This window comes from Priestia sp. 53B2, from assembly GCF_056099005.1.
Genome location: NZ_JBLZXA010000036.1, coordinates 13,289 through 39,231 on the forward strand (window position 1 = coordinate 13,289; position 25,943 = coordinate 39,231).

Consider the following 25,943-nt stretch of genomic DNA (forward strand, 5'->3'; position numbering starts at 1 on the left):
CCCTTTAGAGTAATGGAAGTAGCCGAATTATTTGTGCTCTTTTTTCTTCTTTTTCTTTTTTTAGCTGAATCCGCCTACCTTTTTATAAAGAAGAGAAAGGGAAACGAAGGCAAGTAAGTATCTATGTATAAAACGTCATTCATAAAGGTAAGAGGAAAACATAACATGAATGTAGCTCACAGATTTGTTTCATTTCGTCTCTTCCAATAGTCAAGATCCGTATAAAATGATCATTTACCTATATTTATTAATTGGTTTTCTATCCATTTCTTCACGTTGTTCATTCTGGAATCAAAAGCCATTTGAAAGAGACCCGTTAATTGATAATCGGTGAAATGGATTCTTTTTAATTTGAGAAAGGCCTCTTTATAGGAAGAGAAATGGAGCTGTTTGAATAAAAAATCGTCCATTGCCTCTCGAATATAGTGTTCATTTTTCCAACAATTCATGGGAACATGAGCAAATTGCCAGGGTTTAAAGACTCCAGGATAAACAGCTTCTACTACTTGAAAGGGGGACTGGCCGAAAAGGGAAAAGATACCTCCTAGGTTATGTTGATTAAAAAATCGATTATTAACCTGAATAGGAATCTCTTTAAGAGGGATTTTTAGTTTTTCCTCTATTACATATTTTACTGCTTCAATAGCTCGTTTTTTTCCCTCCTCTCCATCCCAATATTTATCAGGAACTTGTTGAAATTGCCAAGGTTTAAACACTCCTGGATACGCATTATCAATGACTTCATAATAATTCCATCCATATAGCATAGCAGGTGGTCTAAGACGATGAGACCACAACGTACCTGCCCCTACTCGAAGAGGGATTTCATAAATAGGAATTGATAATCGTTGTTCAAGCAAATAGCATGTCATATAGCCCATATATTTTTGGCCTTCCTTACCTACGAAGAAATAATTAGGAAACCGTTTTCTTTTTCTTTCTAGAACTTGTTGATAAATTTCAATAACTTGTTCTTTATTCATTATCTCAAGCTCCTTTTGAGAAAAATACATTTACCACTATTATGTGTAATTATGATTTTTATATACAAAAAGAGAGCTGTTAAATGAAGAAAGTCAAAATCTATACATTGGTAGATGGGAAGGAAAGAATCATTATCATTGCAAAAGGAATGATGTTAAGAGAAGAATTGTATAGGTTAGGAGTTAGAGAATCAGATATTCTACATATACAATTAGTTATATAAGAAGAGAAATAATTCAAGAGGGATAATGCATTAAACAGTTAAACAACGATAAGTAAATATTAACGTGTTATATAAAAACAATTAGTTTCATCATTTACACTTATTGACGACAAATGGATCATTTTTCTACAAGGTAAGTAAATTATAAAACTATTTTTAATAAAGTATGTTTTATTTTACTTAATGATATAGTATAAAGTGAAACTATACATAATCATGGTTATGTAAACAGACCCTAGGCTAAAGTATGAATTCATTTCATTATTAGGTATGATTTAAAAATTCCTTTTTCTGTTATCATTTAATTAATATTTACCAAATGGGGGGATGGATATGAAGCTTAAGATTGAAGGAGTTTCTGAATTGGTTTTACAGGTGAAATCAATGGATAGAGCAGTAGATTTTTGGTCAAATGAATTAGGTTTTCCAATCGTCGAACAGTGGGGATATGAAAATGGCCAGTTTAACGAAAATAATAAAGACATTTGGGCAACTTGGTTATATGTAGGCGGACATACTAGGCTAGGTCTCTGGCTTCCCAGAAATTTTTCACCGTTAGAAGAAATAGAGAAAGAAAAACTGATTTCCAATTGGAAGGGACTTTATGATCAAGGTGGAGTTCATGTGCATTTTGCTTTACATATAAAAGAAGAGAATTTTGATTCTGCTATTAGGGTACTGCAAAATGCCGGCATTGATAATAAAATTGTGGAAGAGATTAACACCAATCTGTTAAAAGAAAGAAGGGTGTATTTTAAGGATACTGAAGATAATGTTATAGAATTTTATACATTAGATATGGAAAAGGATTATAAGGAGCGAATCAAACTTTGATTTGCTCCTTTTTATAAATGGTTGCCGACAATGAAAATTATGTGAACTAAAGACGTATAATATATACAATACTAGTTGAACTTTGAATTGTTTAGTCTTGATGTAAATCTCCACCAATACTAAACCTGTTTTCATTATTTACCTCATCCAGATATCCTTTTAACTGGATGACTGGTTTTTTTGTCTCTATATTAGATTGATTTTGTATCCCTTGAAGAGGCATGAAGACATTTAAAGTAACTTTCTCTCCTGGTTTAATATCTAATTTATTTCCTTCAGCTTCAATCTTATAAGGGTTGTTCCCATATACATTTTCTCTTTTTTCAATAGGGTAATAAAGATATACATTATTCTGTTTAAGGACTGCATTACTGTTGTTGATTAGCTTTATTTCATAAGATATCCCTTTATCTAACTTCTGTTCTTTAATTAATTCCAATTTTATGTCGCTATAGGGTTCTTTTGTTGCTTTTTGATTGCTACAACTTATTAAAAAAGTAAAGGTCAACAACATTAAAAAGAATAATTTAATTTTCATTAGGAATCTCCTTGGCTTTTATTATAGGTTTTAGTCTTTCTAGATTAACCATCCGTTCTTTCTAATATTTTATGTTCATCTTTTTCAGGAAAAGGTCTTACTCCAAAATAGTAGCTGAAAACAAAAAAGATAATCACAATAACAGCAAAAATAAGTGCTTTTTTAGACTAATGCTTGGATTCTTTCTTATTTTCAAGCTCTTCTTTATATTTCTATTGGATTTGTTTTTTCTTATAATCTGTTTTTCATATATATCCCTATATATGGTTTTATTTTAATTTATTTTTTTATCATCTTTACTATAGATTATGACTTTATATGATTTGCCTTCTAACTTTGATGATACATTCTTTAATTCCATTAATTGATTTACTTCCTTTTCAATGTTTTGCGATAGAGTTTTAGCTGATGGATCAGAACTATTTACAGAAGTTTTTATATTAAATGTTAGTGGTTCTTCAGTATAGCCTACCTCCGTGACCTTGTATTTTTTCTTTGAAAGAAGACCTTCTCCAATTACAGAAGTAATTTTGCTGCCTATATCGTCTACTTTCTTTATTACTATAGGTGTAGAATGGGTTGCTTGAATGCTATATCCATCATAGTTAGTTTTGTTTAAAGCTTCTTCAGCAGCTTTTTTCACTTCATCTTTATTGCCGTTGTAATACATAATAGATCCTTTTAGATTAATGAAGATTTCCTTACTCATTGGATCAACATCTAATGTATTAAATTTATAATTTGATTGCTTTAATTTATGTGAGATTTCTTCTGTAATTACAGACTTTTCTTTTTGTTGTTTCGCTGTTAATATTGGTTCTACTGACTCTTTAAATTTAGTAATGCTTATTGAGTAGCTGTCATAGCCTTTAACTTTTAGTATTTGTTGTACATCTTCTTTAATATCGTTTTTAACTGAATTATAATAATCATTTGATCCTATTACATTAACTTCAATTTCTTTTTTAGGTGTATAACTGTCAGATACGCTATTAAGTGAATATCCTTTTTCCTCAAGTTTATCCATAATAACTGCCGAGATAGCATTTGTTTCAAATATAGAACCTAGATACGGAATTTTTGATGCTACTGTTCCTATAGGAGAAAAAATAAAGGCAGATCCAAATAATAGAGAAAAGAATAATAAAGCAGCTGCCGTTAAATATAAAGCTTTTTTATTTTTTGAAGGTCTTTTTTTCTGGTTCTTTCCCTTTTCCATTCCATTTTTAATTACTGAATTTAATTTATGTTCAGGAACTTCTATTTTATCTATTTCATTTTTAAAAACGTTAGGCAAATCTTGCTTCATTTTACATACTCCTTCCCTAAGTCTAATTTCAATTTATAAATTCCCCTATGTATGTAAGTTTTTACTGTACCTTCTGGACAATCTAAAATGTTAGCAATTTGTTTTATTGTGAAGTCTTTGTAGAATCGGAGTATAATTGCTGTTTTGTAGGGCTCTTTTAATCGTTTTACGGCATTTACTAAATCAATTTTATCTTCTGCTTTTTCATTATTAAGGTTGTTTATTTTATCTATTTCATCAGACAATAATATTTTCTTTTGTTTCTTTAGAAAATCTAGAGCATTATTTATTAATATCCTTGTTATCCACGTCGAGAAATATTTCAACTCTCTTAAAGTTTCTATAGACGTAAAAGCCTTGTATATTGTTTCTTGAACAATGTCTAGAGCATCATTTTCATTTTTCACATATAAGAAAGCGATTCTATATAATTTCTCTTTTTCTTTTTCAACTAAATCTTCAAATGCTCTCTCATCCATAATCCTTTTATGTCTTTTATAAAAAGACATACTCTCCCCCCGTTCATCTAAATATTAGACAGTCGAGTTAATAAAAATGTTTCAAAAATTTCAGGGTTTATATAAACTAATTGGATATTTCACCATATTATTAAAATTAAGATACTATGAATTTGGATATTAATTGAAAAATAAAAAGAAAAGGACCAAAAAATGGTCCTCTTCTTTTTGTGAAATGTCAACATTTATGTTTAACAAAAATCGTGTGAAAATGTTCTAAAATCAGGTTTATTTACGAGGTTCAATATAATAATAAATACCAAACTTTTTATTAATTTGAGGTGTAACTTCGCCAGTTTCTGTTTCAATTGGGATATTTTCAGCCTCTGCTGTTCCTGTATAAGCAGTGAATTTCTTTCCTGATCTTGTTTCTGTATCCCAGCTTACCGGAGTAGAAGGGTTATTTCCACTCTTAATTCCAATATTTGCGTTATTCCTATACCAAGCATATTTACCATCCTGTTTAGCTAAGTTAGCCATGCCGACTACTATATCCTTTTTCTCTTCTTCTAACTTATAAAAAACAAATGTTTCTCCATTTTCTTTGATTTTCCCAATAATATTTTCTTTTTTATTTAAATCCCCTTCTCTAATGCCTTGATTAATAGCTTCGTTCTGCGTTTTAAACCATTTTAATTTGTTGTCATTTACATTGGAACAACCGGTAATAATAAGTACTAATAGTGACATAGCTAAGATTCCCTTCAAACTATGACTCCCCTCTCTATAAGTTACAATATATACCATATTTATTTTACTACATTTCTTTTAACTTTAATATTTTACTTTTTAATGAAATAAAAGGTAAAATTGTTATTTAATATATATTGGAAATATTTATTAAAATGTTAAAAATATAAACAATATAACCCATTTGAGGTGAATGGAATGAAAAAATCCGATAAAGATGGCTTACTTTGGGACATGTTAAAGCTATGGATTTCTATACCCAGAAATATTCGTATTGCCTTTCTTTGGGCTTTTATTTTAGGAATCTCTTACCTAGGTTGGGGAAAGCTAATCCATAGATTTATCTAAGTATTAAAAAGCCCTTGGGGGTAAAAAGGAATTTGTCATTTAGATTGGGGAATGGAATTGATTCTCTTTAATTTAAGCATTAACGACTTATATCTACTAATTTTCGAGGTGTTTTTATTGTGGAATAATCTAGAGGCGAAAGGTATGAAAAGACCTTCAAACTATTGAAGTAAGAATTGGATCAAGAACTTTTTTATATAAAAAGGAAAAGTTAAATAACTTCATAGAAAGTGTTTTGAAGGCAACTCTTGTTGTTACAAGAAAGCATAAAGAAATAAGTCGCTATGATCTTAAATCTGTAAATAAAAATGATTAACACCCATACTTTTATTAGTTAGCTATATACATAGAGAGCAGTACTTTTTTAGTTTAGGGGGAGAATTATGAAAAAGATTGCTGGAATTGCTTTTATAAGTGTTTCCTTACTACTTACTGGAGCTTGTTCACACAAAGAAAGCTCAAGTGTAACCAAAAATAAAAAAGAAACAACAAATCAGCAAACAAATAAAAAAGCACCATTTGAAATTACTGAAGTGAAAGTTACTTTGGTCAATGACAAACATATTGTAGGATCCACAATAATAAGGGAAAAAGGGAAGTCATTAGAGCTCGTACCCACTAGCTTGTATTATAAATTTAAGATAAAACAAACAGGCAATAAGAAAATGTATAACGCTGGTGAAGATAACATTGACGTAAAAATAATACCAAACAAGGAGCTAAAATCTACTTCTAAGGATATCTTAGGTTTCAATGTTTACAGTGATGATGAGCGTGCTGGGGGGCTAGGGAGAGGTATAGGGATTGGAGACTTTAATAAAAGTGGTGAAGCAAGTCTAGATCTCAATTATGATCTAGGGACAACCGTTGAGAACAGTCAAATGCCTCTAGTACCTAGCAAAGATAAATTAGAGAAATTAAGACAAAAAGCATTAGAAGGTACCCTGGTTATAGTAAGGAATCATAAGGAAATAGCACGTATAAATTTAAAGCCTTTAAAGGAATAAAGTAATACTAGAATTATAGAGAGCCCTGCCAATTTATTAATTGGTAGGGTCTTATTATATTAAAAAGGGAGAAATAAAAAAAATGTATAAAAAGATTAATTACTTTTTATACGTACAATAAGGTTTATTTTATGAATTAAATAGACATTTTTTCGTTAGTTTTTTTAAAGTCTAAAAAGGTGTACCTTTTTGGACCATCTACATTGGACAGCCTTAATAATAGATGATGTAGTGTATCCTCAATGGATCAATATAACAAAGGCACCGAAATAAATATAATGTTACAAATAATAATGTTCCATATTTTTGTTACACTGATATTAGGGGTTTTAGAGATTCATTGAACTTTTGAGTTATCAGTAACAAAACTGGTCGTTTTTGTTGCGTATGAAATACATAGTTTTTATTTTTGGTTGCATAGAATAGGGAACAGGTGAAAGAATCTTATTTGAAAGAAGGAAACATCTCTTTTTTATAGAATGTAAGTACTTTACTTAAGAGGAGGGTGATCTCATTGGGAAAAAGAGCTTTACTGGTATTTTCATTGCTAACATATAAAGAAGAAATTGGCCGATGGCTATGGTGTTTAGAAGATGTTCGCCGTACTCTTCTAACCCAATTAAATGGCATCAGCCAATGTATGCTTGATACAAAAATTGATGAAAGACAAACAATTAGCTCACTATTATATCACATTGCATTTATCGAGGCAGATTGGTTATATAATGAGGTTCTTGTTACTGAATGGGATTCCGAAATACGGTCGTTGTTTCCATTAGAAAATAGTTATGAAGATGGCTCTTTAACGCACATTAAAGGACAAAGTTTAGAGGAACATTTTTACCGTCTTAATAAGGTGCGAGAAGTATTTCTTTATCACTTTCGTTCAATGGATTTAACAGATTGGCGTAAACCAAGAGTACTTGAACATTACGACGTTACACCTGAGTGGATTGTTTACCATTTGATTGAACTTGAATCTCATCATAGAGGTCAAATTTTCCAATTACTTAGAGAATTACGAAACGATTAAGATGTTAAAGTAATGAAATAAAACAAAAGAGGTGACAAAAATAACTATTTATATTGCTTTATTACGGGGCATTAACGTAGGTGGACACAAATTAATAAAGATGCAAGAATTAAAGAACGTATTAAGAAACATGGGATTAGATAAAGTTAAAACCTACATTCAAAGTGGAAATGTAATATTTCATTCTGAAAAAAATGAAGAACGATTAAAAGAACAAATGGAGCAAGAGATTAGACGTGCTTTCGGTTTTTCTGTCATTATTATCTTAAGAACAGCTTCAGAATGGGAGCAAATTATTAACAATTGCCCTTATCAAGTTAACTCGTTATCGGAAGGGGAGAGTGTACATATATCGTTGTTAGCTAAAGAACCTTCTAAGGAATGCATAAATCATTTACTCGACTATAAAAGCGAGAGGGAGCAATGTTGCATAAGGGGCAGAGAGATTTATTTATATTTGCAACAAAGTATTCGGCATTCTAAGCTTTCTGCTCAACTTCAAAAGGTAGGTGTTCCCGGAACATCTCGCAATTGGAAAACCATTAAAAAGCTCGGAACTATGGTAAATGAAATACAATGAGTAGTTTGAAGAAATCCATATAATTTCGTTGTTCAACTAATACGAAGAGGTTGTTAGTTATTTATTATGTATCTTGCGGAAAAATAGGCAATTTTTCTACTTAAGTCGGGTAGAAAGGATTCCTCGCGGACGCCTTCCTCCCCACGAACCGTACGTGACAGATTTCCGTCATACGGCTCAAGCCTTTTTTTATCCGAACAACTCTTTTAATTAATACAAGGTACATGTACCAATTTAACAGCTTTACCTGTAGAAACTTCTAGATTTCATACAGTAACCTTTTCTCCATTTTGTAGAGTTCTTATACACTAAAATTAATGGGCGGTCTTTGTTATGAATATTCATCAGGAATAAGGTTTTATTGTACTACCACCCGCACAATAAATTATTGTTTCTTGAGATTATTAAAATAATCTTTTAATGCTTGGAATGAGGGAGCTATTTTATAATAAAACGTATGGTCTTCATTCGTGATTTCATATTCAGGCCAATGAATGGATTGATATAATTCATTCATTGAATTTCTAGATCCAGCTAATATAAATTTAGCTGTATCAGGTTGAGTAATAGCTATATAAGCTAGGCCACTTTTACGACTTAAAGTTTGGAAAACAGAGTATTTCCCTTGAATTCCTAAGGTAGCTAAATTAGCAGGATAGTAGACAACATCATTACAAGGTGTTGGTAAAACAATTAAGTCTTTAACTAAAGTAAATGGAGTTAAATCTTCTGTTACCATTTTCATCACCTCTTCTATATAAGATAGACTAATTATTAATCATAATCGTGAATTTTACAACTAAATTTTCTGTTTGTAATTACTTTTAAACAAAAAGGACAAAGAACTTCTTCCGAGTGATTCTATTTGAATTTATAAAATGAATATACCCATAATTTAAAAGAAGTAAAGGACAAGGATTTTAACTGGTCAATTTCTTTTTGCGTAATCGGTTTAATCTTCGTTGGACCCCATGCCTTGATCGTCCTATAAGTTGACCGATTTCTTGTTGTGTGCGATTTTCCTCGTAGAACATATACCATAGACGAGCATCTTCTTCTTCTGTCCATTTTTTATTTTCATGTTTAGGGCGATTAGAATAATCACATCTTCTTTGTTTCTTTACCCAATCAGGCTCTGGAATTAGAGTATTTCTAGGTATCTTAGAAAAGTTAAGAAGTTCTTTATTCTGTTCAGCCCATTTCCAAAAAGCCAATACATCGATTCCTATAAAGTTCCGTGTTCTTGCCCTCGTCATTTTATAGGGCAATCTACTATTCTGAATCCAATTATAAATGGTATGAACATCAACTTGGAGGCATTTGGCTAGTTCATATACCGTAATATTTCCTGTATAAGCTCTTACTCCATATACACCTAAGCGATTTAATCTAGACTCTAACGCAGGTATACTTCGCTTTAGTCGTCTAGATATGTGTCCAAGAGATTTGGATCCATAATATTTTAGTAAATATTCATCCTCTTGCTCCGTCCATCTACGCAGTGTTTTTCTTCGTGTTAGTTTTAATATTTTAATACGAGTAGCAACAGAAGAAGGGCTCTTACCTAAATGATTTCCTATTTCACGATTATTCATGATATTAATGTTTTCTTTTAAAAAAGTATCTTGTTCCGTTGTCCATTTTTTACGTAAGCAATTTTCTTCACTCCGAAGGTTTAATCGCATAATTCGTTTATTAACTGATTCTTTGCTACGGTTTAATTGTTCACCAATTCTTTGGAGCGTCATCTGTCCATATTGTTCTTCAAGGAATAAATCTTCCTCCTTGGTCCATAGCTTTTGATTTTTACTCAATGTTATCTCCCTCCAGTTCGTGCAGAAATCTAAAGTGAAGAAGACAGTAAAAAGGGCGTTAGTAACCTGTACTAACGCCTCTAATGGTATTCATATTTTATGGATTAGTAGAGCTTTTATTTGTGATTATCTAGATTAGTTATAATATGTCGTGTTATAGATATGTATATAATATATCATATTTTCACATGCACAAATAAACATAAATTCCTATTCATAAAGCTATAAAGTGTTATGGTAAAAATAAATACCTAGTTCTTCTCTATGCTGGAAAATGGGTTCAGTTCAGGCAGCAGAGATTACTTTAAACAGCAAAATATTGGTTTCATTTATGAAGTAGATGTGCTACCTAACTATCGAGGAAAAGGTTATTCCAAAGAATTGATTAAGGTAGCCCTAGAAGAACTATCCATTCAAGGGTGTAATGAAATAGAGAGGAATACTCGCAGCACAAACTTTTATAGAGAAATAGGGTTTGTACATTATCAAACGTAAACAATCCTTCAATTATTTCTATAGTCAAAGGAGGCTGCTTTCTAAGGGTGTATCATGGGATACATCCTTATTCGAACTAACTTTACAATGGATTAACGTTCCTTTAAACGAAAATTCATGTCTGATTGCTATCGTATTATATGTGTCCCATCTCATTTTAAAAAATTCGGGAGGTTATTATGAAGAAGCAAAAATCAGGAAATTACTTTAAAGTCTTGAGTATTATGGCATTAGGTTCCTTTTTAGCTATATCTTCTCCTGCGAATGCAGCTAAAAATAATAAAGAAAAAGCTGTTCAACCATTCCAATATAAACATTGGGAATACAATATAAAAGAAACGCATAATATTGGAAGCCTAAAAATGATTGGGGAGCAAAGAATCCCTTTTAAGAGAGAATTTCAAGGTACTGTTATAGGGGGGCTATCAGGACTTGCCTATAACGCTAAGCAAGGTACATGGATGATGATAAGTGATGACAAATCGGATAACAGTCCTGCTCGTTTTTATACAGCTCAATTAAACTACGATAATAAGAATTTTGATTCGGTTAAACTGACAGGAATGAACTTTTTAAAACAAGCCAATGGTACAAACTATCCTAATCAAACGCAATATACTGTAAAGGGAGGAGAAGTACCAGATTTTGAATCTATACGTCTAGATCCAAAAGACGGAAGTGTGTGGTATACAAGCGAGGGAAGCCGTTCTCTTGGCTTAAATCCTTTCGTAAGACATGCGACTGGGGAAGGGGAATATTTGGCTACTTTACCTTTAGCGAAACAATTTAACATGATACCAGAACACGAGATTGGACCACGTGATAATTTAACATTTGAAGGAATTACCTTTGCAAACGACGGTAATTCCTTATGGGTTTCCATGGAAGCACCTTTATATCAGGATGGACCTGTACCTACAACAACTAATGGGGCGCTATCACGAATTACACAATATGACCGTAAGGGAAAGCTATTAGCACAATATGCATATCCTATCGATGCCATTCCGGCGAAGCCTGGACCTGGTAAGTATGCAGATAACGGAGTATCAGAAATTTTGTCTGTAAATAAATACAAACTTCTAACCATTGAACGTTCTGGTGTACAAAGCATGGATGGAACATTTAAAAATTATATCCGTATTTATGAATTAGATACACGTGGGGCTAGTGATATCAGTAATATTCATTCACTACAAGGACACAAATTTAAACCCGTGAAAAAGCGTCTTATTCTGGATTTGACAACATTAGGTTTATCGGTACTGGACAATATTGAAGGGATATCCTGGGGGCCAAAACTTCCGAATGGACATGACAGTTTAGTTCTAGTTTCAGATGATAATTTCAATCGTAACCAAGTAACCCAACTCCTTGCATTTGAAGTATTTCCAAAATAGAGATTCTAGTGCAAAAAACACTCTCTAGAAACATAGGGTGTTAGTTTCATACAGCAGGTCTAACTAACTTCAAAGGGAAAGTTTCTACCTCTGAGAACGAGGATGCTTCTTCTACGAAATCATACAGTCCTTTCTAACGAGAACTTAAAAGGTTTCTCATCAGTCTGAAAAGCAGGTTAATATTTATTAACCTGCTTTCTTTATTATTGATTATGACAATACATATGAGAATCATCTGATTGTTCTTCACGTTCTAATTTTGTTCTTCTTACAATAGGAAGCGTCTTCTGGAATACGTTGAAACAATCCAAAAGTATACCTTTTACCAGTAAGATGAACTACTTATTACTTATAGATTTAGCATAAAGAATGAGTTTTTCACCATAGTTATAATAAGGATAAATTGCATCTATTAAGTAACCCAAAGGTGGTGAGTTTTCATGAAAAACAGGGATAAAAGACGAAAAAAGAGACGTGAGTTTTTAAAGGATTACTTAAAAAATAAGTTAGGAAATTGGAAGCCTAGACTTGGTAAAGAACCTACCTCTAACTCTAAGACGACGACTCAAGAAAATAGAAACCTTGATTAGATAATATTTAGGTGTAGGTATTTAGAAGTTTTTCACCATGAAAAATAGCCCCCGTTAGAAGTCTAGCTCTAGAGGGGACTTGCTTATAAGGTATATTTATTTAACAGCTGCTTTTAATTCTTTTCCCGGTTTAAAAGCAGGAACCTTTGAAGCCGGAATGGTCATTTCTTCGCCTGTTTGAGGATTACGACCTGTACGAGCTGCACGTTCACGTACTTCAAATGTACCAAATCCAATTAGTTGAATCTTTTCTTCTTTTGCAAGTGTATTAGAAATCGTTTCAAACAAAGCGTCTACAGCTTTTTTCGAATCTTGTTTTGTTAGTTCTGATTTTGTTGCAACTGCATCGATTAATTCAGCTTTTTTCATATTTAAATACCTCATTTCTTACTGGATATAGTATGTATAGGTAAAAAATATATCATATTTTCTGCATACTGGTCAAACATATGTTCTTTACTAATCTAAGTGAAAGTAAAGAATAATACTTTCCAATAAGAAAAGGAGAAATGGGAACCCATCTCTCCTTTTCTTACACATTTAGTTAGAAATATCTTATTATCGGATATTTTTTCCACCAAGTTGTTGTTCCGCCATTTGTACAAGGCGTTTTGTAATCTCTCCACCTACTGATCCATTTGCACGGGCAGTTGTATCAGGACCAAGATTGACACCAAACTCATTAGCGATCTCATATTTCATTTGGTCAATTGCTTGTTGAGCACCATATACTAACAGTTCATTTGTGTTGCTATTTTTATTGTTTGCCATTGTATGCAACTCCTTTATAGTTTATAAAGTTAAAATGTGTAAAAAAACGATCCTTTATTCATAAGATAAGAAATTTTTGTGAAAAAACGTTCAGTTCATAAATTTATGTAGATAGAAGAAACTCATCAAAAAGAAGCCTTGCTATATAAAGATTAAGGCTTCCTTTCTCCTCAAGTAATTGAGAAACAGACTTCTTATTAATGCTTTAACGTTTATATTCCAAATAATTAAAGACCTCACATATCACATTCTGCTTGTCAAGGCTACTGATTTGGGGATACAGGAAATAAATTGATTAATAAATTCATCGATCTCTGTCCTTGTAATAATATAAGGGGGGAGTAAACGAATAGTATTTCCGTTTGTAAGGTCCACTAACATGCCCTTATTCAGTAATTCTAACTGTAGCTTTTCTACGTTTTTATAAGTTTCATGAATACTGATTCCAAACATCATTCCACAATGACGTACTTCGCCAATAAAAGAAGGGTTATCCTCCTGAATTTTTTGAAGTTTTTCATTTAAATATAAGGACATTTCATAAGAACTATGCATTAGACCCTCATCAATTAATGTGTTTAATACAGTTAATCCTAAAGCCGTACCAATTGGAGAATGTGCGAATGTTGTTCCGTGATCACCTGGTGAAAATGTATCATAAAGTCGTGAACCCACGATTATCCCTCCTAAGGGTGTACCGCCCCCTGCACCTTTACCAAATTGAATAATATCAGGTGTAATACCAAAATGTTGATAAGCAAATAATTTCCCAGTTCTCCCTATGCCACTTTGCACCTCGTCAACAATAAATAACATATTATACTGTTTACAAAGCTCTTCAACACCCTTTAAATATTCCCCCGATAAAGGGTATATCCCTCCATTTCCTAATATTGGCTCTAGCATAATAGCAATCGGATTTTCCTTGAGTATGGCTCTTTCTAGTTCCTTTAAATTCTCTCTTTCCACTTCATATACAGGAATAGACGTATGAGGAAAGTCCTGATATACACTTTCTTGTCTTGTAAAGTGAAGTGCACCTAATGTACGTCCATGAAAACTTTCTTTGAGTACAATGACTCCATCACGCTTTTGACCTGTTATGTACCTGTACTTGTGAATTAGTTTTAAGGTTGCCTCAGTAGCTTCTGCACCAGAGTTTGTAAAATAAACTTTCCCATCCTTTAATGAATAATCGACTAACTTTTTTGCATATTCAATAGCAACAGGGTTTAAGAAATGAAAGGGGAGATGTAGGAATTTCTCAACTTGTTCATGAGTGGCTTTTACAATATTAGGATGGTTGTAGCCTAATATATTCACTCCTACGCCAGAGAATAAATCAAGATATTCTTTCCCATTTACATCATAAAGCTTACAACCTTCTCCCTTTTTTATAGCCACCGGCATTCGCCGATACGTAGACATTAAATATTCTTTATCTAATCGAAACCAACTAGTCACGATGTATTCCCCCTATATGTAATAACAATAACTTTATATTATTTATCTAAATTTTCAAAATATTAAATATAATTCAACACTTCATTTGCTATTTTATTAGAAACCTTCGCTTTTCCTAACCTGTAAAGAGGTTTCAATAATCATATCTAATAGCTTGTTATAAGGGATTCCCGTAGCATCAGCACTTTTGGGCAGTAAGCTATTTTTCGTCATCCCCGGCAATGTATTCACTTCCATAACATAAGGAACTTCATCTTCTATAATCATATCTACTCTGGCATAAACACTGCATTTTAGCGCTCTATAACAGGCTATTGCTGCTTCAGCGACACGTTCATGAGTTGTAGCCGGAAGTTCTACAACCTCTTCAATTGTAGAACTTCCATCATATTTCGCATGATAATCAAAAAAATCAGCTGTATGTTGAATTGAAATGATTGGTAAAAGCTTTCCGTTCAAAATAGAACATGTGATTTCTTCACCCTTTATATATTTTTCAATCACTACCTCAGAATCCCATTTGAATACATCCTCAAGAGAGGAAAATAAAGAATCCTTATCGTATACAATCTTTACCCCCACACTAGAACCACCTGAATTTGGTTTTACTACTAACGGATACCCCATTTTATCTATTTTATCAACCTGAGGCTCTTCCATTTTTGAAAGATGAATCCAATCAGGTGTTTGAATGCCCTCATAACGAATCATTTTTTTTGACATATTTTTATCCATGCAAATACTGCTTGATAGCATGCCACTTCCGGTATATGGGACACCCAGGGTTTCTAGGGTGCCTTGAATCGTACCGTCTTCCCCGTATTTTCCGTGAAGAGCTAATAAGGCAATATCAAGATTTTTTGCCTTTTTAATAAGTTCTTTTTTGTTATTTAATTTAATAGGTATGACTTTATACTTACTCTTATCCAAATGTGCAATCATTTCTTCCCCTGTCATGAGAGACACCTGTTTTTCAGAGGAAACTCCTCCCATAATAACGCCAACTTTCATTTTTCCAACTCCCAATTTTCATTTTTCAATGTCTCACCAATTATCCTAATTCCGCGGACAATATCTTCTTCTGTTAATCTAGAAAAACCTAATCGAAACGTATTACTTCCTCTTCCATCTGTATAAAAAACATCCCCAGGAGAAAAAACAACTCCCTTTTCGTAGCATTTTTTCAACAGTGTACGCGAATTAATTCCTTTTTCTAACTCTATAAAAAGATGAAGTCCTCCATCCCCAGTCATTCTATTTAATGGAATGTATTGATTACAAGTATGACGGGCTAGTTCATATTTTTTCTTATAAACTGATTTGGCCTTTTTTAAGTATTTTTCAAAATAGCCATCATGTAAATATTGAAAAAGCACTGCCTGATCCAGTGTGGATGTGTGAATAGTCCGTGCCCTTTTCATACTTTCCAGCCAGTGAATTAATTCCTTATCTGCTAAAATCCAACCAACACGTAAGCCTGGAAAAAGAATTTTTGAAAAGCTGCTGATATAGATAACATTGTTTCCGGATCCAGCGAAAGTCAATAAAGGCGCTAAATGAGAACCTGAATAACGTAACTCCTCATTAAAACCATCTTCCACGATAGGAATTTGATATTTTGAAAAGAGTTTCATGATTTCAGTCCTTTTTTCAGAGGAGGTGACAATCCCAGTCGGATTATGATAGGACGGGATTAGATATGCAAAATCAAAATCCGATTCGGATAAGCTTTTCTCAACTTGACCAATATCGATACCATCATCCTTCATGTCTATCCCATGGATGTCAAGTCCATGTAATCGAAAAAGCTTTAATGCGGCATGATGGGTAGGATTTTCGCATATAATACGCCCAGATTTTTTAGTTAAGGAGGACAATAAAATATCCAGCCCCTCGGTGAAGCCATTAGTGATAAGAATATCCTTATTGGAAATATCTATCCCTTTCATTTCCATATAGTGAAGAAGGTAATTAATTAGGGGTTTATAACCTTTTGCATATCCGTAGTTCAAAACGATATCTCCTTCAATGGACATCCTGTTCAGAAAAGCTCTTTTAAAGTTTTCGACATCAAAAAGCTTTTCATCTGGGGCAATGCTATTGAATGAAATCATGCCTTTCTCCCAGCGAACACCGTGCTTCATTAAATCTAATTCATCAGCTAGCAAGGTACCTTCATTGAGTTTTTCTTTCCAGTTTAGTTCGATAGATGGTGTTTTGGATGTATCGACTTTTCCTACAAAATTTCCTTTTCCCTTTATTGCATAGATTAGACCTGCTTGTTCTAAATCCGCGTAAGCAGTAAGAGCAGTATTTCTGCTGACCGATAATAATTTACTAAGTTCTCGGGTAGATGGAAGCTTCTGGTTCTCCAGCAGGTGTCCTTTCATGATCATTTTTTTAAAATAATCCTTTAATTGAATATAAACCGGACGATCATCCGCAAGCTTAAAATCATTGAACACTTCCTTTGCCCCCTTGCTGTCATTTTTACATAATTATAACTATCTCAAAAGGTCCACTATATACATATTTTCTTTAACTAGTGGTATGGTTTTGGGTATCATTTATACAACTTTGATATGGAGAACGTGGTAAGTTTAAACTTACTTCATCTTCTTATTCATTAATAATTAAGCCTCATTAGTTATCGAATTTTATTTTAATGATACATTAGTTGGTGTTGCACAATCTACAAGGGCATCAAAAGAATAGAAGGAGATCATCATTAACATATCAAAACCCAGCAACTCTTACATTAACATTTGCTTAATTGAAGCCACTCTAAAAGAGTAGCTTTTTTAGAAGAATTTTAGGTTTTTAAATCCAAATAACAGGTTAATATTGACTTATAAAGCAATTGAAGGGTGTAGAAATGGAGGGGAATAAGTTGCCTAACAAAGAATATCCATACTATTTTATAAAGTTAGGTAAGTTATATTATGTAAATGAATCATGTAGAAACGTAAAAAGGAAAGAGATATATAGTTACGAATTTGCAAATAATGAATTGGTCGCATTTCCCTTTGACACACAATCCATTGCCAAACAGACCGCAGATGAATGTGGTGGTTATATTGTAGTTAGAAATGCTACGTTTGAAGATTATATTAGCCAAGGAGAACGTTGGAGTAAGTATATAGATTATAAAGATAAAAGCATATGGAAACTCTATAACGTTAAGTAAATAGTAAAATACTTTTTCCGTAATAGCTTCTACATTTATACAACTTGTAGAAAAACCCACAATTTGTCGTCAGGTAAAGTAAATGATAAAACTATTATTTTTATAAGTCAGTTTATATATTTACTTCTTTATATAAAAGACATTATCTTTGTATAAAGAAGTAAATATATGTTATTAAAAACATAGTAACGTTAAATGTTTGGAAATTTTCTGTTAGGATATCATAAAAAAATCAATTTCTTAAAAGGAGAGTAGAAAATAGGTTAGTTATGATAAGAAGTAAAAAACCCTAATTTGTCGTCAGGTAGAGTAAATAATAAAACTAATCAATTTAACGAAATACTTATATATTTACTTAACATAATGTAAGTTCTCGGCACTTTTATAATTCTTAAGAATTTTATTGTTAAACAATTGAAATAAGAGTATATTTTTACATAAAAAACTATTTGGAGGATCATCTATGAAAGCTGAAATAAAAAATGACTCCCTACATTTTATAGAGAATCTAGCTACAAATGCATGGCCTTGCCACACTCAAGAACTAATTGAAAACTGGAGAATAAGAGCAACATTTGGAGTAAGTAAAAGAGCTAATAGTGTACATACTATTGGAGAAATGCCTCAAGATCCAAAGTGGTTGCAAAGGATTGAATCATTTTATAAAGACAAATCTATCCCTCCTTGCTTTTATATAAGTGATATCTCTCCGAATGATTTAGATAGCATACTAGAATCTAAAGGGTATAGAAAATTAGATGAGTGTTTTATTATGACTGCATCCTGCTTAGATATTATGAAGCATGAAATTGAAAACAGCACGTGGACAATAGAGTATCTATCAGAACCCGACAGTAAGTGGATTGATGAATTCATTGACTTAGAAGGTTTTCCTAAAGATAGATATAGAGCTTATAATCATATCTTTTCGTCAATTAAACCAATAAAAAACTTTTTACGTATCTCTATAAAAGACGAAACAGTTGGACTTGGTACAGTTGTAGTAGAAGATGGTTGGGGATGTATTAGTAATATCGTAGTTAATCCAAAACATCGAAGAAAGGGTATAGCCAATCAAATCATTAATTACCTTTCTAAATGGGCTTATGAAAATAGTGCACATCATATGTATTTACAAGTTATTCAAACCAATCATCCTGCTGTGAATCTCTATAAAAAGATTGGGTTTTCTCCAATTTCTAAACATCATTATCGCATCTTGAAAGCCAATTAATCATGTATATCATATACAAACCTAGTTAACATAATCACTCTTAAAGGAACCAAACAAGCAGAAGAACCCTTGGGGAAGTATACTGAATTAGAAAAATGTAGTCTTTATAAAAAAATATGTTATTATTTATTTACTAATATTTCTACCTCATGACAAATATTAGCTGTAAAAAGGAACCTCGCTTGCCAATTGTCGAGGTTCCTTTTTATTTTTTCTACAAGCTATAACAGTATGCGACCTATTTTAGACTAATGGTCAAAATAACTTTATAAAGCCAAATAAGGCAACAGAATAACCTGTTGCCTTTTAAATAATAGATGATCTTAGGATATTAGTGTAGGACACGTACACGTACTGCTTCTAGACCCCTTTGACCTGTTTCTATGTCAAAAGAAACCTTTTGCCCTTCTCTCAGATCTGCATAACCATTCCCTTCAATAGAGCGATAAGAAACAAAAATCTCAGTTTCATCTTCTGTTGTAATAAAACCATATCCTCTATTAAAGTTGTACCACTTAATTGTTCCATTTTGTCTTCCCATATAATCTTCCCCCTAAATTATCAGTCTTTTTATATTGTATAATATTTGTATTATATCGAGGAATTTAATGGGGAAAATTGAATTGTATCTTTATTATTAAGTCTGGTTTTTCTAATCTATAAAATTAACGTAAATTCATTTTCCTTAATACACCTACCGTAAAAACATATGTTTACGGACTATGAATTTAAATAATAAGAAACTTTCACTAAAAAATGAATCCTTTCCAATTTTGTACAGCAAGCTCAAAATTTAACCTAACGGACCCTTCCATAAAAACAAGATTGACTCTCTTCTTAGGGTAGACATTAAAATTAAGTTAGAAATTAAAAGAAGGGGTGTTTGGATATAGATTGTATTATTTCGTGAGGTTGGAAAAGTGTTTACCCGGAAATAAAGCAGCTTATTAGTACGAGGAAGTTTAGAAAGGGAGGGCAATACTTATGAATATAAAATCGCTTGATTTATTTTCACAACAGTTCCACCAAAACCCTTATGATTATTATAAGAAAATTCGTCCACACCAACCTTTTGCAAAAGTGAAGATGCTTAACGAAGGACACAGTACATGGATGGCTTTTACGTATAAGGCAGCAGAAGCCGTATTAAAAGATAATAGGTTTATAAAAGATATGCGGACCGTTTTTCCTGATGAAATGACAGATGAGAATTTACCTCCAATCACTCAAAGTATGCTCTTTGTTGACCCGCCAGATCATCATCGTTTACGCAGCCTAGTACAAAGTGGTTTTACACCCAAAAGGATTGAGAAGTTAAGGGGACGTATTGAAGAAATTGCAAGAGAACAAGCTAAGCTTATGAGTAACAAGGGAACAGTTGATTTTATCAACGCTTATGCGTTTCCGATTCCAATTAGAGTCATTTGTGAATTACTTGGTATTCCTTCTGAAGATCAGCTTGATTTCCAGCGCTGGTCCAACGCATTAGTGGATATAAATGATGATTCTGAGTATGACAAAGTCAATCTGGAATTTATGGCTTATTTGGAGAAATTGACAGAACAAAAGCGTGTTTCTCCCGGAGAAGATTTAATGTCTTATCTAATTCAAGCTGAGGAAGGGGGAGAACGGCTGACCGTAAGTGAATTGTATGGAGTTATCATGCTTCTTATCGTGGCAGGACATGAAACGACCGTTAATCTCATTGCTAACGGTTTACTGGCTCTGCTTACACATCCAGAGCAACTTGCATTGCTAAAAGCAGATCCTTTCCTTGTGGCTCAGGCTATTGAGGAATTGCTACGTTTTAATGGGCCGGTTGAGTTCAGTACAGACCGTTGGGCGAAAGAATCCTTTACGTTTATGGGCCAGCAGGTTGAGAAGGGGGACCACGTTATTGTTTCACTTGCATCAGCTAATCATGATCCGGCGGTGTTTGTAGAACCTGGTACTCTTGATATTACAAGAGAGAAAAGTCCGCATCTTGCATTTGGTAAAGGTCTTCACTACTGTCTAGGTGCCCCACTAGCTCGACTTGAAGGGGAAATTGCCATTCGGGTTTTGCTCGAGGAATACCCAGATCTTACTCTTGCAGCTGAACTGTCTGAACTAGAATGGCGGCAAAGTCTTATAATTCGTGGTTTAAAACAGTTACCTGTTAAGCTCTTTTAAGGAGATATGTTAGGGTCGACCCAGTTGAAGGTATTTATCAACTGGGTTGTGTCAGATTGTCACAATATAAAATTCAATGAACACCTACCTATATCTTTTAATTAGAGGAATTCCTATTTAAAACCTGTCAATATGATAATTACTATGACTAATTAGGATTTTATACGAGGGGTAATATGAAAAAAAGGTCTAAACTATATTCTATAGGTGAAACTTCCAAACTTAAGAATTTATCCATCAAAGCGTTAAGATATTATCATAAAGAAAAAATCCTTATGCCTGCATACATTAATGAAAGTACTGGCTATAGATATTATTCTGCTGAACAATTTATCCATATTGATATTATTAAGGCTGGACGTCAACTGAATGTAAGTATTGAAGAAATGCGAAAGCTTTTTTCTTCTGCAAATACTGAAGAATTGCTATTTTTCTTAGAACAAAAGAAGAAGGATATTGATGCACAAATAAATCAGTTAAACTCTGTTAAAAATAAAATCGATATCCTCAAGAAAAGGATCGATGATTCATTCAATATAATGAATGATGAAGATTTTAAAGTAACACATTTTCAAGAACGTTACTTGATGACTACACCTTCTACTGAAGGAACAGAGTCATCGGATTTACTAGATTATTCGACTTTAGATTGTTTAATGGAGAACTATAAAATAAAAAGTATTTATGAAAGTGGAACTCTATATTATATTGATGAAACAGGTCATCCAACACCAACATTTGTTTTTGAATTAATAAATAAAGAGGATTATCTTAAAAATAAAGATTTGTTCTCTATCCTTCCTACAGGAAATTACTTAACTTTATCCTACACAAATAAAAATCGAAATGAGAAAATGCTTCAATTAAAGAACTTTATACTTGAAAACAAATTACATGTAATTCACTGTTTAGAATTATATCTATTTACGGATATTTTTGATGTAAATGCGTTTTCCTGTCAACTCCAGGTTTATATAAAGGAATACAATTAGGGGTGGCCTTGTAGTTTTAACAAACATGTCATTTCTGAAGAACAGACGACCTTTTGGTCGTCTATTTTTTAAAGTTGTTCTTAATAATAACAAAAAGATCCTTTTTTGTAGAAAAAATGATAATTTGATGCAATTACTATTCTGTTGATTTTAATTAGACAAATATTCCAATACATTCCCCATATAGAGAATAACGCCATAACTTGTGGAATGGAGAGCGTTCTAGTTAAGTCGGGGAATTTCACGAACGTCCGACTACCCGACTTAACTAGAAAAAATAATAATTCATTTTGCGCTTTTTTAATAACATATAACTTTGATTTGTCTCATACATAGTAACACATACATCTATATTACAGACTATCTGTTTGAATTGTAATGATTACACGACATTTCAAGGGTACTCTTATTAAGATAGTGGAATTGGTCAGTTTATAATGTTTGCATTTCTTAAATCGCATGTAACTTCAGATAATTTCCCTCCTAATGATTTAAGAAATAAACGAAACACCTTAATCGATAAGCGAGTATTTGTAGAACAATTTAAGGTTTGAATTAAACCTTTAAAGGAGGCAAATAATGCATTCAATTCAATTGGTTCTAAATACAAAAGCAGAACTGGGTGAAGGACCGAGTTGGGATTCACGTAGAAAAGTATTGTATTGGGTTGACATCACAAGGCAAAAGCTGCATTTGTATAATCCTAAAGACAAGACACATATAATTTATAATACTGGACAGTATATTGGCTCAGTTGTTCCCAGAAAAATGGGCGGGGTTGTAATGACATTAAAACATGGTTTTTATGCCTACAACTTCGAAACAAAGAGTATGGAATTGATTGGTAACGTTGAGTTAGATAAGCCTAACAATCGTTTCAATGATGGAAAATGTGATGCAGCTGGACGTTTCTGGGCAGGGACTATGGGACACGATTCGAGACCCAATGCTGGAGCCCTTTACTGCTTAGATACTGATTGGAGTATCAAAAAGGTGTTAGAAAATGTCGGCATTTCAAATGGTATAGCGTGGAATGCGGATAATTCAATAATGTACTATATTGATTCGCTGACGAATAAGGTTATGGCTTATGATTATGATTTAGAAACCGCAACAATTAGTAACCCCAGAATTGCTGTCTCAATGCCTCATAGCTTCGCCTTTCCAGATGGCATGACTTCTGATGAAGAAGGAATGATCTGGGTCGCGATATGGAATGGTAGCGCTATAACAAGGTGGAATCCGAAGACAGGTAAGCTTCTTGAAACCATTCATGTCCCTGCAACACGCACAACTTCCTGCGTATTTGGCGGAGACGATTTGCAAGACCTCTACATTACATCTGCCCGAATTGGTTTAGAAGAAAAAATATTAGCAAAGGAACCTTATGCTGGTGGATTATTTGTTTTGAATACTACCGTAAGAGGCCTTCCAACATATGCTTTTGGAGGATAATCCATGCTTTTTCTTTCTAGTATATAAGTTATTTATAACTTGAGCAAACTACTCAAGATGTCCCAAACATCGACTCATACAACTAAATTCTGCAACAGAAAAAAACCTACCTCTTTTGACTGGGAAGAGATAGGTTTTTCTTTTTTTTTAGATGACTATGATATACAGGCTTAGTTAAGTCGGGTAAGTTAGGGGCATCACTGCCCCTTTCTCCCCTAAGAACCGTGCAAGTCCCTTTCAAGACACATCGGCTCAAGCCTCCCATTGTAGGTCCATTTGCTGTCGTATCCTCATCACACACCATATCGGTAAGTAAAACTTACGCCCACGCTCCAACTGGAGGTATATACATAACAGTACGTTTCTTTCGTCAGAAGATAGCCACAACCTTATGTTCCTACGAGAGACCAACGAGAAGTCAGCTCCCTTTCGGGCCTATCATGGGTTTGTCCGTAAGGACGATAGTATCCATCCAGTTATACAGTTTCCTGCTTTCCTGTTCTCTTTCGAGATAATGGAATTTGCTTTCTCCCGTATCCTTTACCCTCTACCACATCGTTTGACTTTGCAGTCAACCTACTGTTTACACAGATGACAAAGGGCTTACCAAGTTCCGCATCTTATAGATACGACGAGGTTAGGTGGGTTCTTTACTCCGGGCAAGATACGGGACGCGTCACAGCAGCATTATGAATCTGCTTTTCCTCTTGCCAATACCCAAGCAAATCTGTACACTATCCTGAGCTAATCCTGACGAAGCTTACAAACCTTCACTAATGTTCACCATACTCATCTTCCCCTAGCAGTGTTCCGAGTCGTGCACTGACTCTCTGTTTCCGCATGCAACCCACGAGCCCGTTACCAGGCCCGCAGTTTTGGACGGGGATAGTTTTTGCGTCTAAACCAGTGGCGTGAGCCACACTATATAAAAGCGACTTCTTGTCGCACCATAATACTAGTTATAGGAATAAAAGAAGCTAAGGATTTAATCCTTAGCTTCTTTTATTCTCTACACTACAGATATTTTAAAGGTTCTGTAACTCAATTCGATCTAATTCTCTTTGTCTTTTCTTTTTAAAGCGTTCTCTTCCCGAAATCCATATACTTAACAGTCCACATAAAGCAGCCATTATCATGAGCCATGTAGAAAAATGATCATTATTAGCCATTAATTTATTAAAAAAGAAACTAATAAAACCTATGTATATTACAGGAAGAATTCCACCTAAATAAGGGTTCTTTCGCGATGATAAAAAATTTTGAGTAAGCAAAATAATAACGACAACTAGTATTCCAATTACATGGCTCATAATTAAACATCCTTTTCCTTTTTATATTTTTCGATAATGACTTTAGCTATGTCTAAGCTAATTCGTTCATCAATAACAAATCCCTTAATCATATTTACAAACTCTACATCTTCCTCTTGACTATGTATTTCAATCTTTTTTATTAACCGATCTAATTTGGCTCGTACGGTTGGATAAGAAACATCATATAGATTAGACATGTTTTTTAAAGAGCCAGAATTCAATATGAATTTTCTAATAAATTCTAAAGACTCCTTATCTAATGCAAGGACCCATGAAGGAATTTCTTCTCTTTCCATAAAAAACCACCTCCTATATAAATAATATTAAACAATATTTTAACTTTATTCAAGTTAAAAATTAAAAATATTTAATTTTATTTTAAATATATTAAATGTCTTGTTTAGTGTTATTGGTGAAAGGCATGTTATATATAATGTTCGTTTCTAGTTTACATAGTGGATTTTTTCGGAACTCATGCATATCAAAAAAAGCAGGTTTAAGCCTGCTTTTTTTGATATGCATGAGTTCTTGTTTAATTGAACATTCTATTTAAGAAACCCTTCAATACTCATATCAGTACATAAAGGTGGATTTAATCTACATGAATCGTAAATTACGTAGGGCTCTTATTCCATACTTCATTGTTTCTATCCTTCCCTTTGTTATTATCTTTTTTACCGATTACTTAGTCCGGATAACTAAGAGAAAGTAGTTTATACTCTTACTGAATAATGAATGGGATTTTGAGCAAACTCCTCAAGACGCCGTGAGGCATCAGCCAACAACTACAGCTAAAAAGCAGAAAAAACTCCTGACCAACCTGCAGGAGTTTTTTCTGTTTTCATCCTGTATATGATATACAAAGTTAGTTAAGTCGGGTAAGCGAGGGGCATCACTGCCCCTGACTCCCCTAAGAACCGTACGTGAGCCTTTCAACTCATACGGCTCAAGCCTCCCATTGCAGGTCCATTTGCTGTCGTATCCTCATCACA

The 25,943-nt window shown here is 33.2% G+C and carries 27 protein-coding genes; 12 read left to right on the forward strand and 15 right to left on the reverse strand.

The features are described from left to right. Positions 1–12 precede the first annotated feature (12 nt). Complete coding sequence (locus ACN6NE_RS28985) at positions 13–117, forward strand: hypothetical protein (protein WP_474328831.1); 105 nt, start codon at positions 13–15, stop codon at positions 115–117. Positions 118–230: 113 nt separating this feature from the next. On the opposite strand, the gene ACN6NE_RS28990 is transcribed toward ACN6NE_RS28985, so the two are convergent. Then, on the reverse strand, positions 231–983 hold the full coding sequence (locus ACN6NE_RS28990) for a DUF4046 domain-containing protein (RefSeq protein ID WP_129709882.1): 753 nt from the start codon (positions 981–983) through the stop codon (positions 231–233). A gap of 557 nt (positions 984–1,540) precedes the next feature. On the opposite strand from ACN6NE_RS28990, the gene ACN6NE_RS28995 reads away from it, so the two are divergent. Continuing rightward, positions 1,541–2,041 (forward strand): VOC family protein, encoded by a 501-nt coding sequence (locus ACN6NE_RS28995; RefSeq protein ID WP_474328833.1) that lies wholly within the window; start codon positions 1,541–1,543, stop codon positions 2,039–2,041. A 91-nt stretch (positions 2,042–2,132) separates the two neighbouring features. Here the strand turns inward: ACN6NE_RS28995 and ACN6NE_RS29000 are convergent, their stop codons facing one another. The 4 genes from ACN6NE_RS29000 to ACN6NE_RS29015 form a co-directional block, all read right to left on the reverse strand. Then, the gene (locus tag ACN6NE_RS29000; RefSeq protein WP_474328835.1) at positions 2,133–2,579 is read right to left on the reverse strand and encodes a hypothetical protein; all 447 of its coding nucleotides are present in this window, start codon (positions 2,577–2,579) and stop codon (positions 2,133–2,135) included. Between the two features lie 274 nt (positions 2,580–2,853). Beyond that, complete coding sequence (locus tag ACN6NE_RS29005) at positions 2,854–3,888, reverse strand: DUF4030 domain-containing protein (RefSeq protein ID WP_474328837.1); 1,035 nt, start codon at positions 3,886–3,888, stop codon at positions 2,854–2,856. Continuing rightward, positions 3,885–4,397 carry a sigma-70 family RNA polymerase sigma factor gene (locus tag ACN6NE_RS29010; RefSeq protein ID WP_474328839.1) on the reverse strand — a complete coding sequence of 171 codons (513 nt, stop codon included), beginning with the start codon at positions 4,395–4,397 and terminating at the stop codon, positions 3,885–3,887. The genes ACN6NE_RS29005 and ACN6NE_RS29010 overlap by 4 nt, the downstream gene beginning before the upstream one ends. 237 nt (positions 4,398–4,634) lie before the next feature. Then, positions 4,635–5,114, reverse strand: coding sequence for a hypothetical protein (locus ACN6NE_RS29015; protein ID WP_474328841.1), 480 nt, complete (start codon positions 5,112–5,114; stop codon positions 4,635–4,637). Between the two features lie 713 nt (positions 5,115–5,827). Between ACN6NE_RS29015 and ACN6NE_RS29020 the strand changes: the two genes are divergently transcribed. From ACN6NE_RS29020 to ACN6NE_RS29030, 3 genes are all read left to right on the forward strand, one after another. Next, positions 5,828–6,451 carry a hypothetical protein gene (locus ACN6NE_RS29020; RefSeq protein ID WP_474328843.1) on the forward strand — a complete coding sequence of 208 codons (624 nt, stop codon included), beginning with the start codon at positions 5,828–5,830 and terminating at the stop codon, positions 6,449–6,451. 505 nt (positions 6,452–6,956) lie between these two features. After that, on the forward strand, positions 6,957–7,484 hold the full coding sequence (locus ACN6NE_RS29025; protein ID WP_474328845.1) for a DinB family protein: 528 nt from the start codon (positions 6,957–6,959) through the stop codon (positions 7,482–7,484). A 40-nt stretch (positions 7,485–7,524) separates the two neighbouring features. Further along, positions 7,525–8,064: a DUF1697 domain-containing protein gene (locus ACN6NE_RS29030; RefSeq protein WP_474328868.1), complete on the forward strand. Its 540-nt coding sequence runs from the start codon at positions 7,525–7,527 to the stop codon at positions 8,062–8,064. 385 nt (positions 8,065–8,449) lie between these two features. Here ACN6NE_RS29030 and ACN6NE_RS29035 read toward each other — a convergent pair whose 3' ends face one another. Together ACN6NE_RS29035 and ACN6NE_RS29040 are read right to left on the reverse strand one after the other, a co-directional pair. Beyond that, on the reverse strand, positions 8,450–8,803 hold the full coding sequence (locus ACN6NE_RS29035) for a hypothetical protein (protein ID WP_098197949.1): 354 nt from the start codon (positions 8,801–8,803) through the stop codon (positions 8,450–8,452). 181 nt (positions 8,804–8,984) lie between these two features. Next, a complete protein-coding gene (locus tag ACN6NE_RS29040; protein ID WP_474328847.1) occupies positions 8,985–9,878 on the reverse strand; it encodes a MarR family transcriptional regulator in 894 nt (297 codons plus the stop codon). Positions 9,879–10,142: 264 nt separating this feature from the next. Here ACN6NE_RS29040 and ACN6NE_RS29045 point away from each other — a divergent pair, with 264 nt between their 5' ends. After that, the gene (locus tag ACN6NE_RS29045) at positions 10,143–10,373 is read left to right on the forward strand and encodes a GNAT family N-acetyltransferase (protein ID WP_474328849.1); all 231 of its coding nucleotides are present in this window, start codon (positions 10,143–10,145) and stop codon (positions 10,371–10,373) included. A 179-nt stretch (positions 10,374–10,552) separates the two neighbouring features. Further along, positions 10,553–11,773 carry an esterase-like activity of phytase family protein gene (locus tag ACN6NE_RS29050; RefSeq protein WP_474328851.1) on the forward strand — a complete coding sequence of 407 codons (1,221 nt, stop codon included), beginning with the start codon at positions 10,553–10,555 and terminating at the stop codon, positions 11,771–11,773. 686 nt (positions 11,774–12,459) lie between these two features. On the opposite strand, the gene ACN6NE_RS29055 is transcribed toward ACN6NE_RS29050, so the two are convergent. The 5 genes from ACN6NE_RS29055 to pdxR all read right to left on the reverse strand — a co-directional run bounded on the left by ACN6NE_RS29055 (position 12,460) and on the right by pdxR (position 17,063). Beyond that, positions 12,460–12,732 carry an HU family DNA-binding protein gene (locus ACN6NE_RS29055; RefSeq protein WP_098598293.1) on the reverse strand — a complete coding sequence of 91 codons (273 nt, stop codon included), beginning with the start codon at positions 12,730–12,732 and terminating at the stop codon, positions 12,460–12,462. A gap of 189 nt (positions 12,733–12,921) precedes the next feature. Further along, positions 12,922–13,134, reverse strand: coding sequence for an alpha/beta-type small acid-soluble spore protein (locus ACN6NE_RS29060; protein ID WP_057238091.1), 213 nt, complete (start codon positions 13,132–13,134; stop codon positions 12,922–12,924). A gap of 243 nt (positions 13,135–13,377) precedes the next feature. Next, the gene (locus ACN6NE_RS29065) at positions 13,378–14,598 is read right to left on the reverse strand and encodes an aspartate aminotransferase family protein (RefSeq protein ID WP_474328854.1); all 1,221 of its coding nucleotides are present in this window, start codon (positions 14,596–14,598) and stop codon (positions 13,378–13,380) included. Between the two features lie 96 nt (positions 14,599–14,694). Beyond that, positions 14,695–15,609, reverse strand: coding sequence for a D-alanine--D-alanine ligase (locus ACN6NE_RS29070; protein WP_328232861.1), 915 nt, complete (start codon positions 15,607–15,609; stop codon positions 14,695–14,697). Beyond that, entirely contained in the window at positions 15,606–17,063 is a 1,458-nt protein-coding gene (pdxR, locus tag ACN6NE_RS29075) for a MocR-like pyridoxine biosynthesis transcription factor PdxR (RefSeq protein ID WP_474328856.1), read from the reverse strand. Before pdxR ends, ACN6NE_RS29070 begins: the two co-directional genes overlap by 4 nt. 425 nt (positions 17,064–17,488) lie before the next feature. Between pdxR and ACN6NE_RS29080 the strand changes: the two genes are divergently transcribed. Further along, positions 17,489–17,785: a hypothetical protein gene (locus tag ACN6NE_RS29080; RefSeq protein WP_411982430.1), complete on the forward strand. Its 297-nt coding sequence runs from the start codon at positions 17,489–17,491 to the stop codon at positions 17,783–17,785. 463 nt (positions 17,786–18,248) lie between these two features. Then, complete coding sequence (locus ACN6NE_RS29085; protein WP_129703750.1) at positions 18,249–19,019, forward strand: GNAT family N-acetyltransferase; 771 nt, start codon at positions 18,249–18,251, stop codon at positions 19,017–19,019. Between the two features lie 331 nt (positions 19,020–19,350). Here ACN6NE_RS29085 and ACN6NE_RS29090 read toward each other — a convergent pair whose 3' ends face one another. Continuing rightward, a complete protein-coding gene (locus tag ACN6NE_RS29090; RefSeq protein WP_053488634.1) occupies positions 19,351–19,560 on the reverse strand; it encodes a cold-shock protein in 210 nt (69 codons plus the stop codon). 443 nt (positions 19,561–20,003) lie between these two features. Here ACN6NE_RS29090 and ACN6NE_RS29095 point away from each other — a divergent pair, with 443 nt between their 5' ends. From ACN6NE_RS29095 to ACN6NE_RS29105, 3 genes are all read left to right on the forward strand, one after another. After that, the gene (locus tag ACN6NE_RS29095; protein WP_474328859.1) at positions 20,004–21,191 is read left to right on the forward strand and encodes a cytochrome P450 family protein; all 1,188 of its coding nucleotides are present in this window, start codon (positions 20,004–20,006) and stop codon (positions 21,189–21,191) included. A 176-nt stretch (positions 21,192–21,367) separates the two neighbouring features. After that, on the forward strand, positions 21,368–22,183 hold the full coding sequence (locus tag ACN6NE_RS29100) for a MerR family transcriptional regulator (protein WP_474328861.1): 816 nt from the start codon (positions 21,368–21,370) through the stop codon (positions 22,181–22,183). A 579-nt stretch (positions 22,184–22,762) separates the two neighbouring features. Next, on the forward strand, positions 22,763–23,638 hold the full coding sequence (locus ACN6NE_RS29105) for an SMP-30/gluconolactonase/LRE family protein (RefSeq protein WP_474328863.1): 876 nt from the start codon (positions 22,763–22,765) through the stop codon (positions 23,636–23,638). 1,025 nt (positions 23,639–24,663) lie between these two features. Here ACN6NE_RS29105 and ACN6NE_RS29110 read toward each other — a convergent pair. Both ACN6NE_RS29110 and ACN6NE_RS29115 read right to left on the reverse strand, forming a co-directional pair. After that, positions 24,664–24,948: a hypothetical protein gene (locus tag ACN6NE_RS29110; protein ID WP_474328865.1), complete on the reverse strand. Its 285-nt coding sequence runs from the start codon at positions 24,946–24,948 to the stop codon at positions 24,664–24,666. A 2-nt stretch (positions 24,949–24,950) separates the two neighbouring features. Continuing rightward, positions 24,951–25,247 (reverse strand): DUF2089 family protein, encoded by a 297-nt coding sequence (locus tag ACN6NE_RS29115; RefSeq protein ID WP_192101233.1) that lies wholly within the window; start codon positions 25,245–25,247, stop codon positions 24,951–24,953. Positions 25,248–25,943: the final 696 nt, after the last annotated feature.

Bases quoted from the DNA above. Each gene is read 5' to 3' on its own strand.
- ACN6NE_RS28985 (WP_474328831.1), top strand. From the start codon at position 13: ATGGAAGTAGCCGAATTATTTGTGCTCTTTTTTCTTCTTTTTCTTTTT.
- ACN6NE_RS28990 (WP_129709882.1), bottom strand. From the start codon at position 983: ATGAATAAAGAACAAGTTATTGAAATTTATCAACAAGTTCTAGAAAGA.
- ACN6NE_RS28995 (WP_474328833.1), top strand. From the start codon at position 1,541: ATGAAGCTTAAGATTGAAGGAGTTTCTGAATTGGTTTTACAGGTGAAA.
- ACN6NE_RS29000 (WP_474328835.1), bottom strand. From the start codon at position 2,579: ATGAAAATTAAATTATTCTTTTTAATGTTGTTGACCTTTACTTTTTTA.
- ACN6NE_RS29005 (WP_474328837.1), bottom strand. From the start codon at position 3,888: ATGAAGCAAGATTTGCCTAACGTTTTTAAAAATGAAATAGATAAAATA.
- ACN6NE_RS29010 (WP_474328839.1), bottom strand. From the start codon at position 4,397: ATGTCTTTTTATAAAAGACATAAAAGGATTATGGATGAGAGAGCATTT.
- ACN6NE_RS29020 (WP_474328843.1), top strand. From the start codon at position 5,828: ATGAAAAAGATTGCTGGAATTGCTTTTATAAGTGTTTCCTTACTACTT.
- ACN6NE_RS29035 (WP_098197949.1), bottom strand. From the start codon at position 8,803: ATGGTAACAGAAGATTTAACTCCATTTACTTTAGTTAAAGACTTAATT.
- ACN6NE_RS29045 (WP_474328849.1), top strand. From the start codon at position 10,143: ATGCTGGAAAATGGGTTCAGTTCAGGCAGCAGAGATTACTTTAAACAG.
- ACN6NE_RS29050 (WP_474328851.1), top strand. From the start codon at position 10,553: ATGAAGAAGCAAAAATCAGGAAATTACTTTAAAGTCTTGAGTATTATG.
- ACN6NE_RS29055 (WP_098598293.1), bottom strand. From the start codon at position 12,732: ATGAAAAAAGCTGAATTAATCGATGCAGTTGCAACAAAATCAGAACTA.
- ACN6NE_RS29060 (WP_057238091.1), bottom strand. From the start codon at position 13,134: ATGGCAAACAATAAAAATAGCAACACAAATGAACTGTTAGTATATGGT.
- ACN6NE_RS29070 (WP_328232861.1), bottom strand. From the start codon at position 15,609: ATGAAAGTTGGCGTTATTATGGGAGGAGTTTCCTCTGAAAAACAGGTG.
- ACN6NE_RS29085 (WP_129703750.1), top strand. From the start codon at position 18,249: ATGAAAGCTGAAATAAAAAATGACTCCCTACATTTTATAGAGAATCTA.
- ACN6NE_RS29090 (WP_053488634.1), bottom strand. From the start codon at position 19,560: ATGGGAAGACAAAATGGAACAATTAAGTGGTACAACTTTAATAGAGGA.
- ACN6NE_RS29095 (WP_474328859.1), top strand. From the start codon at position 20,004: ATGAATATAAAATCGCTTGATTTATTTTCACAACAGTTCCACCAAAAC.
- ACN6NE_RS29100 (WP_474328861.1), top strand. From the start codon at position 21,368: ATGAAAAAAAGGTCTAAACTATATTCTATAGGTGAAACTTCCAAACTT.
- ACN6NE_RS29105 (WP_474328863.1), top strand. From the start codon at position 22,763: ATGCATTCAATTCAATTGGTTCTAAATACAAAAGCAGAACTGGGTGAA.
- ACN6NE_RS29110 (WP_474328865.1), bottom strand. From the start codon at position 24,948: ATGAGCCATGTAATTGGAATACTAGTTGTCGTTATTATTTTGCTTACT.
- ACN6NE_RS29115 (WP_192101233.1), bottom strand. From the start codon at position 25,247: ATGGAAAGAGAAGAAATTCCTTCATGGGTCCTTGCATTAGATAAGGAG.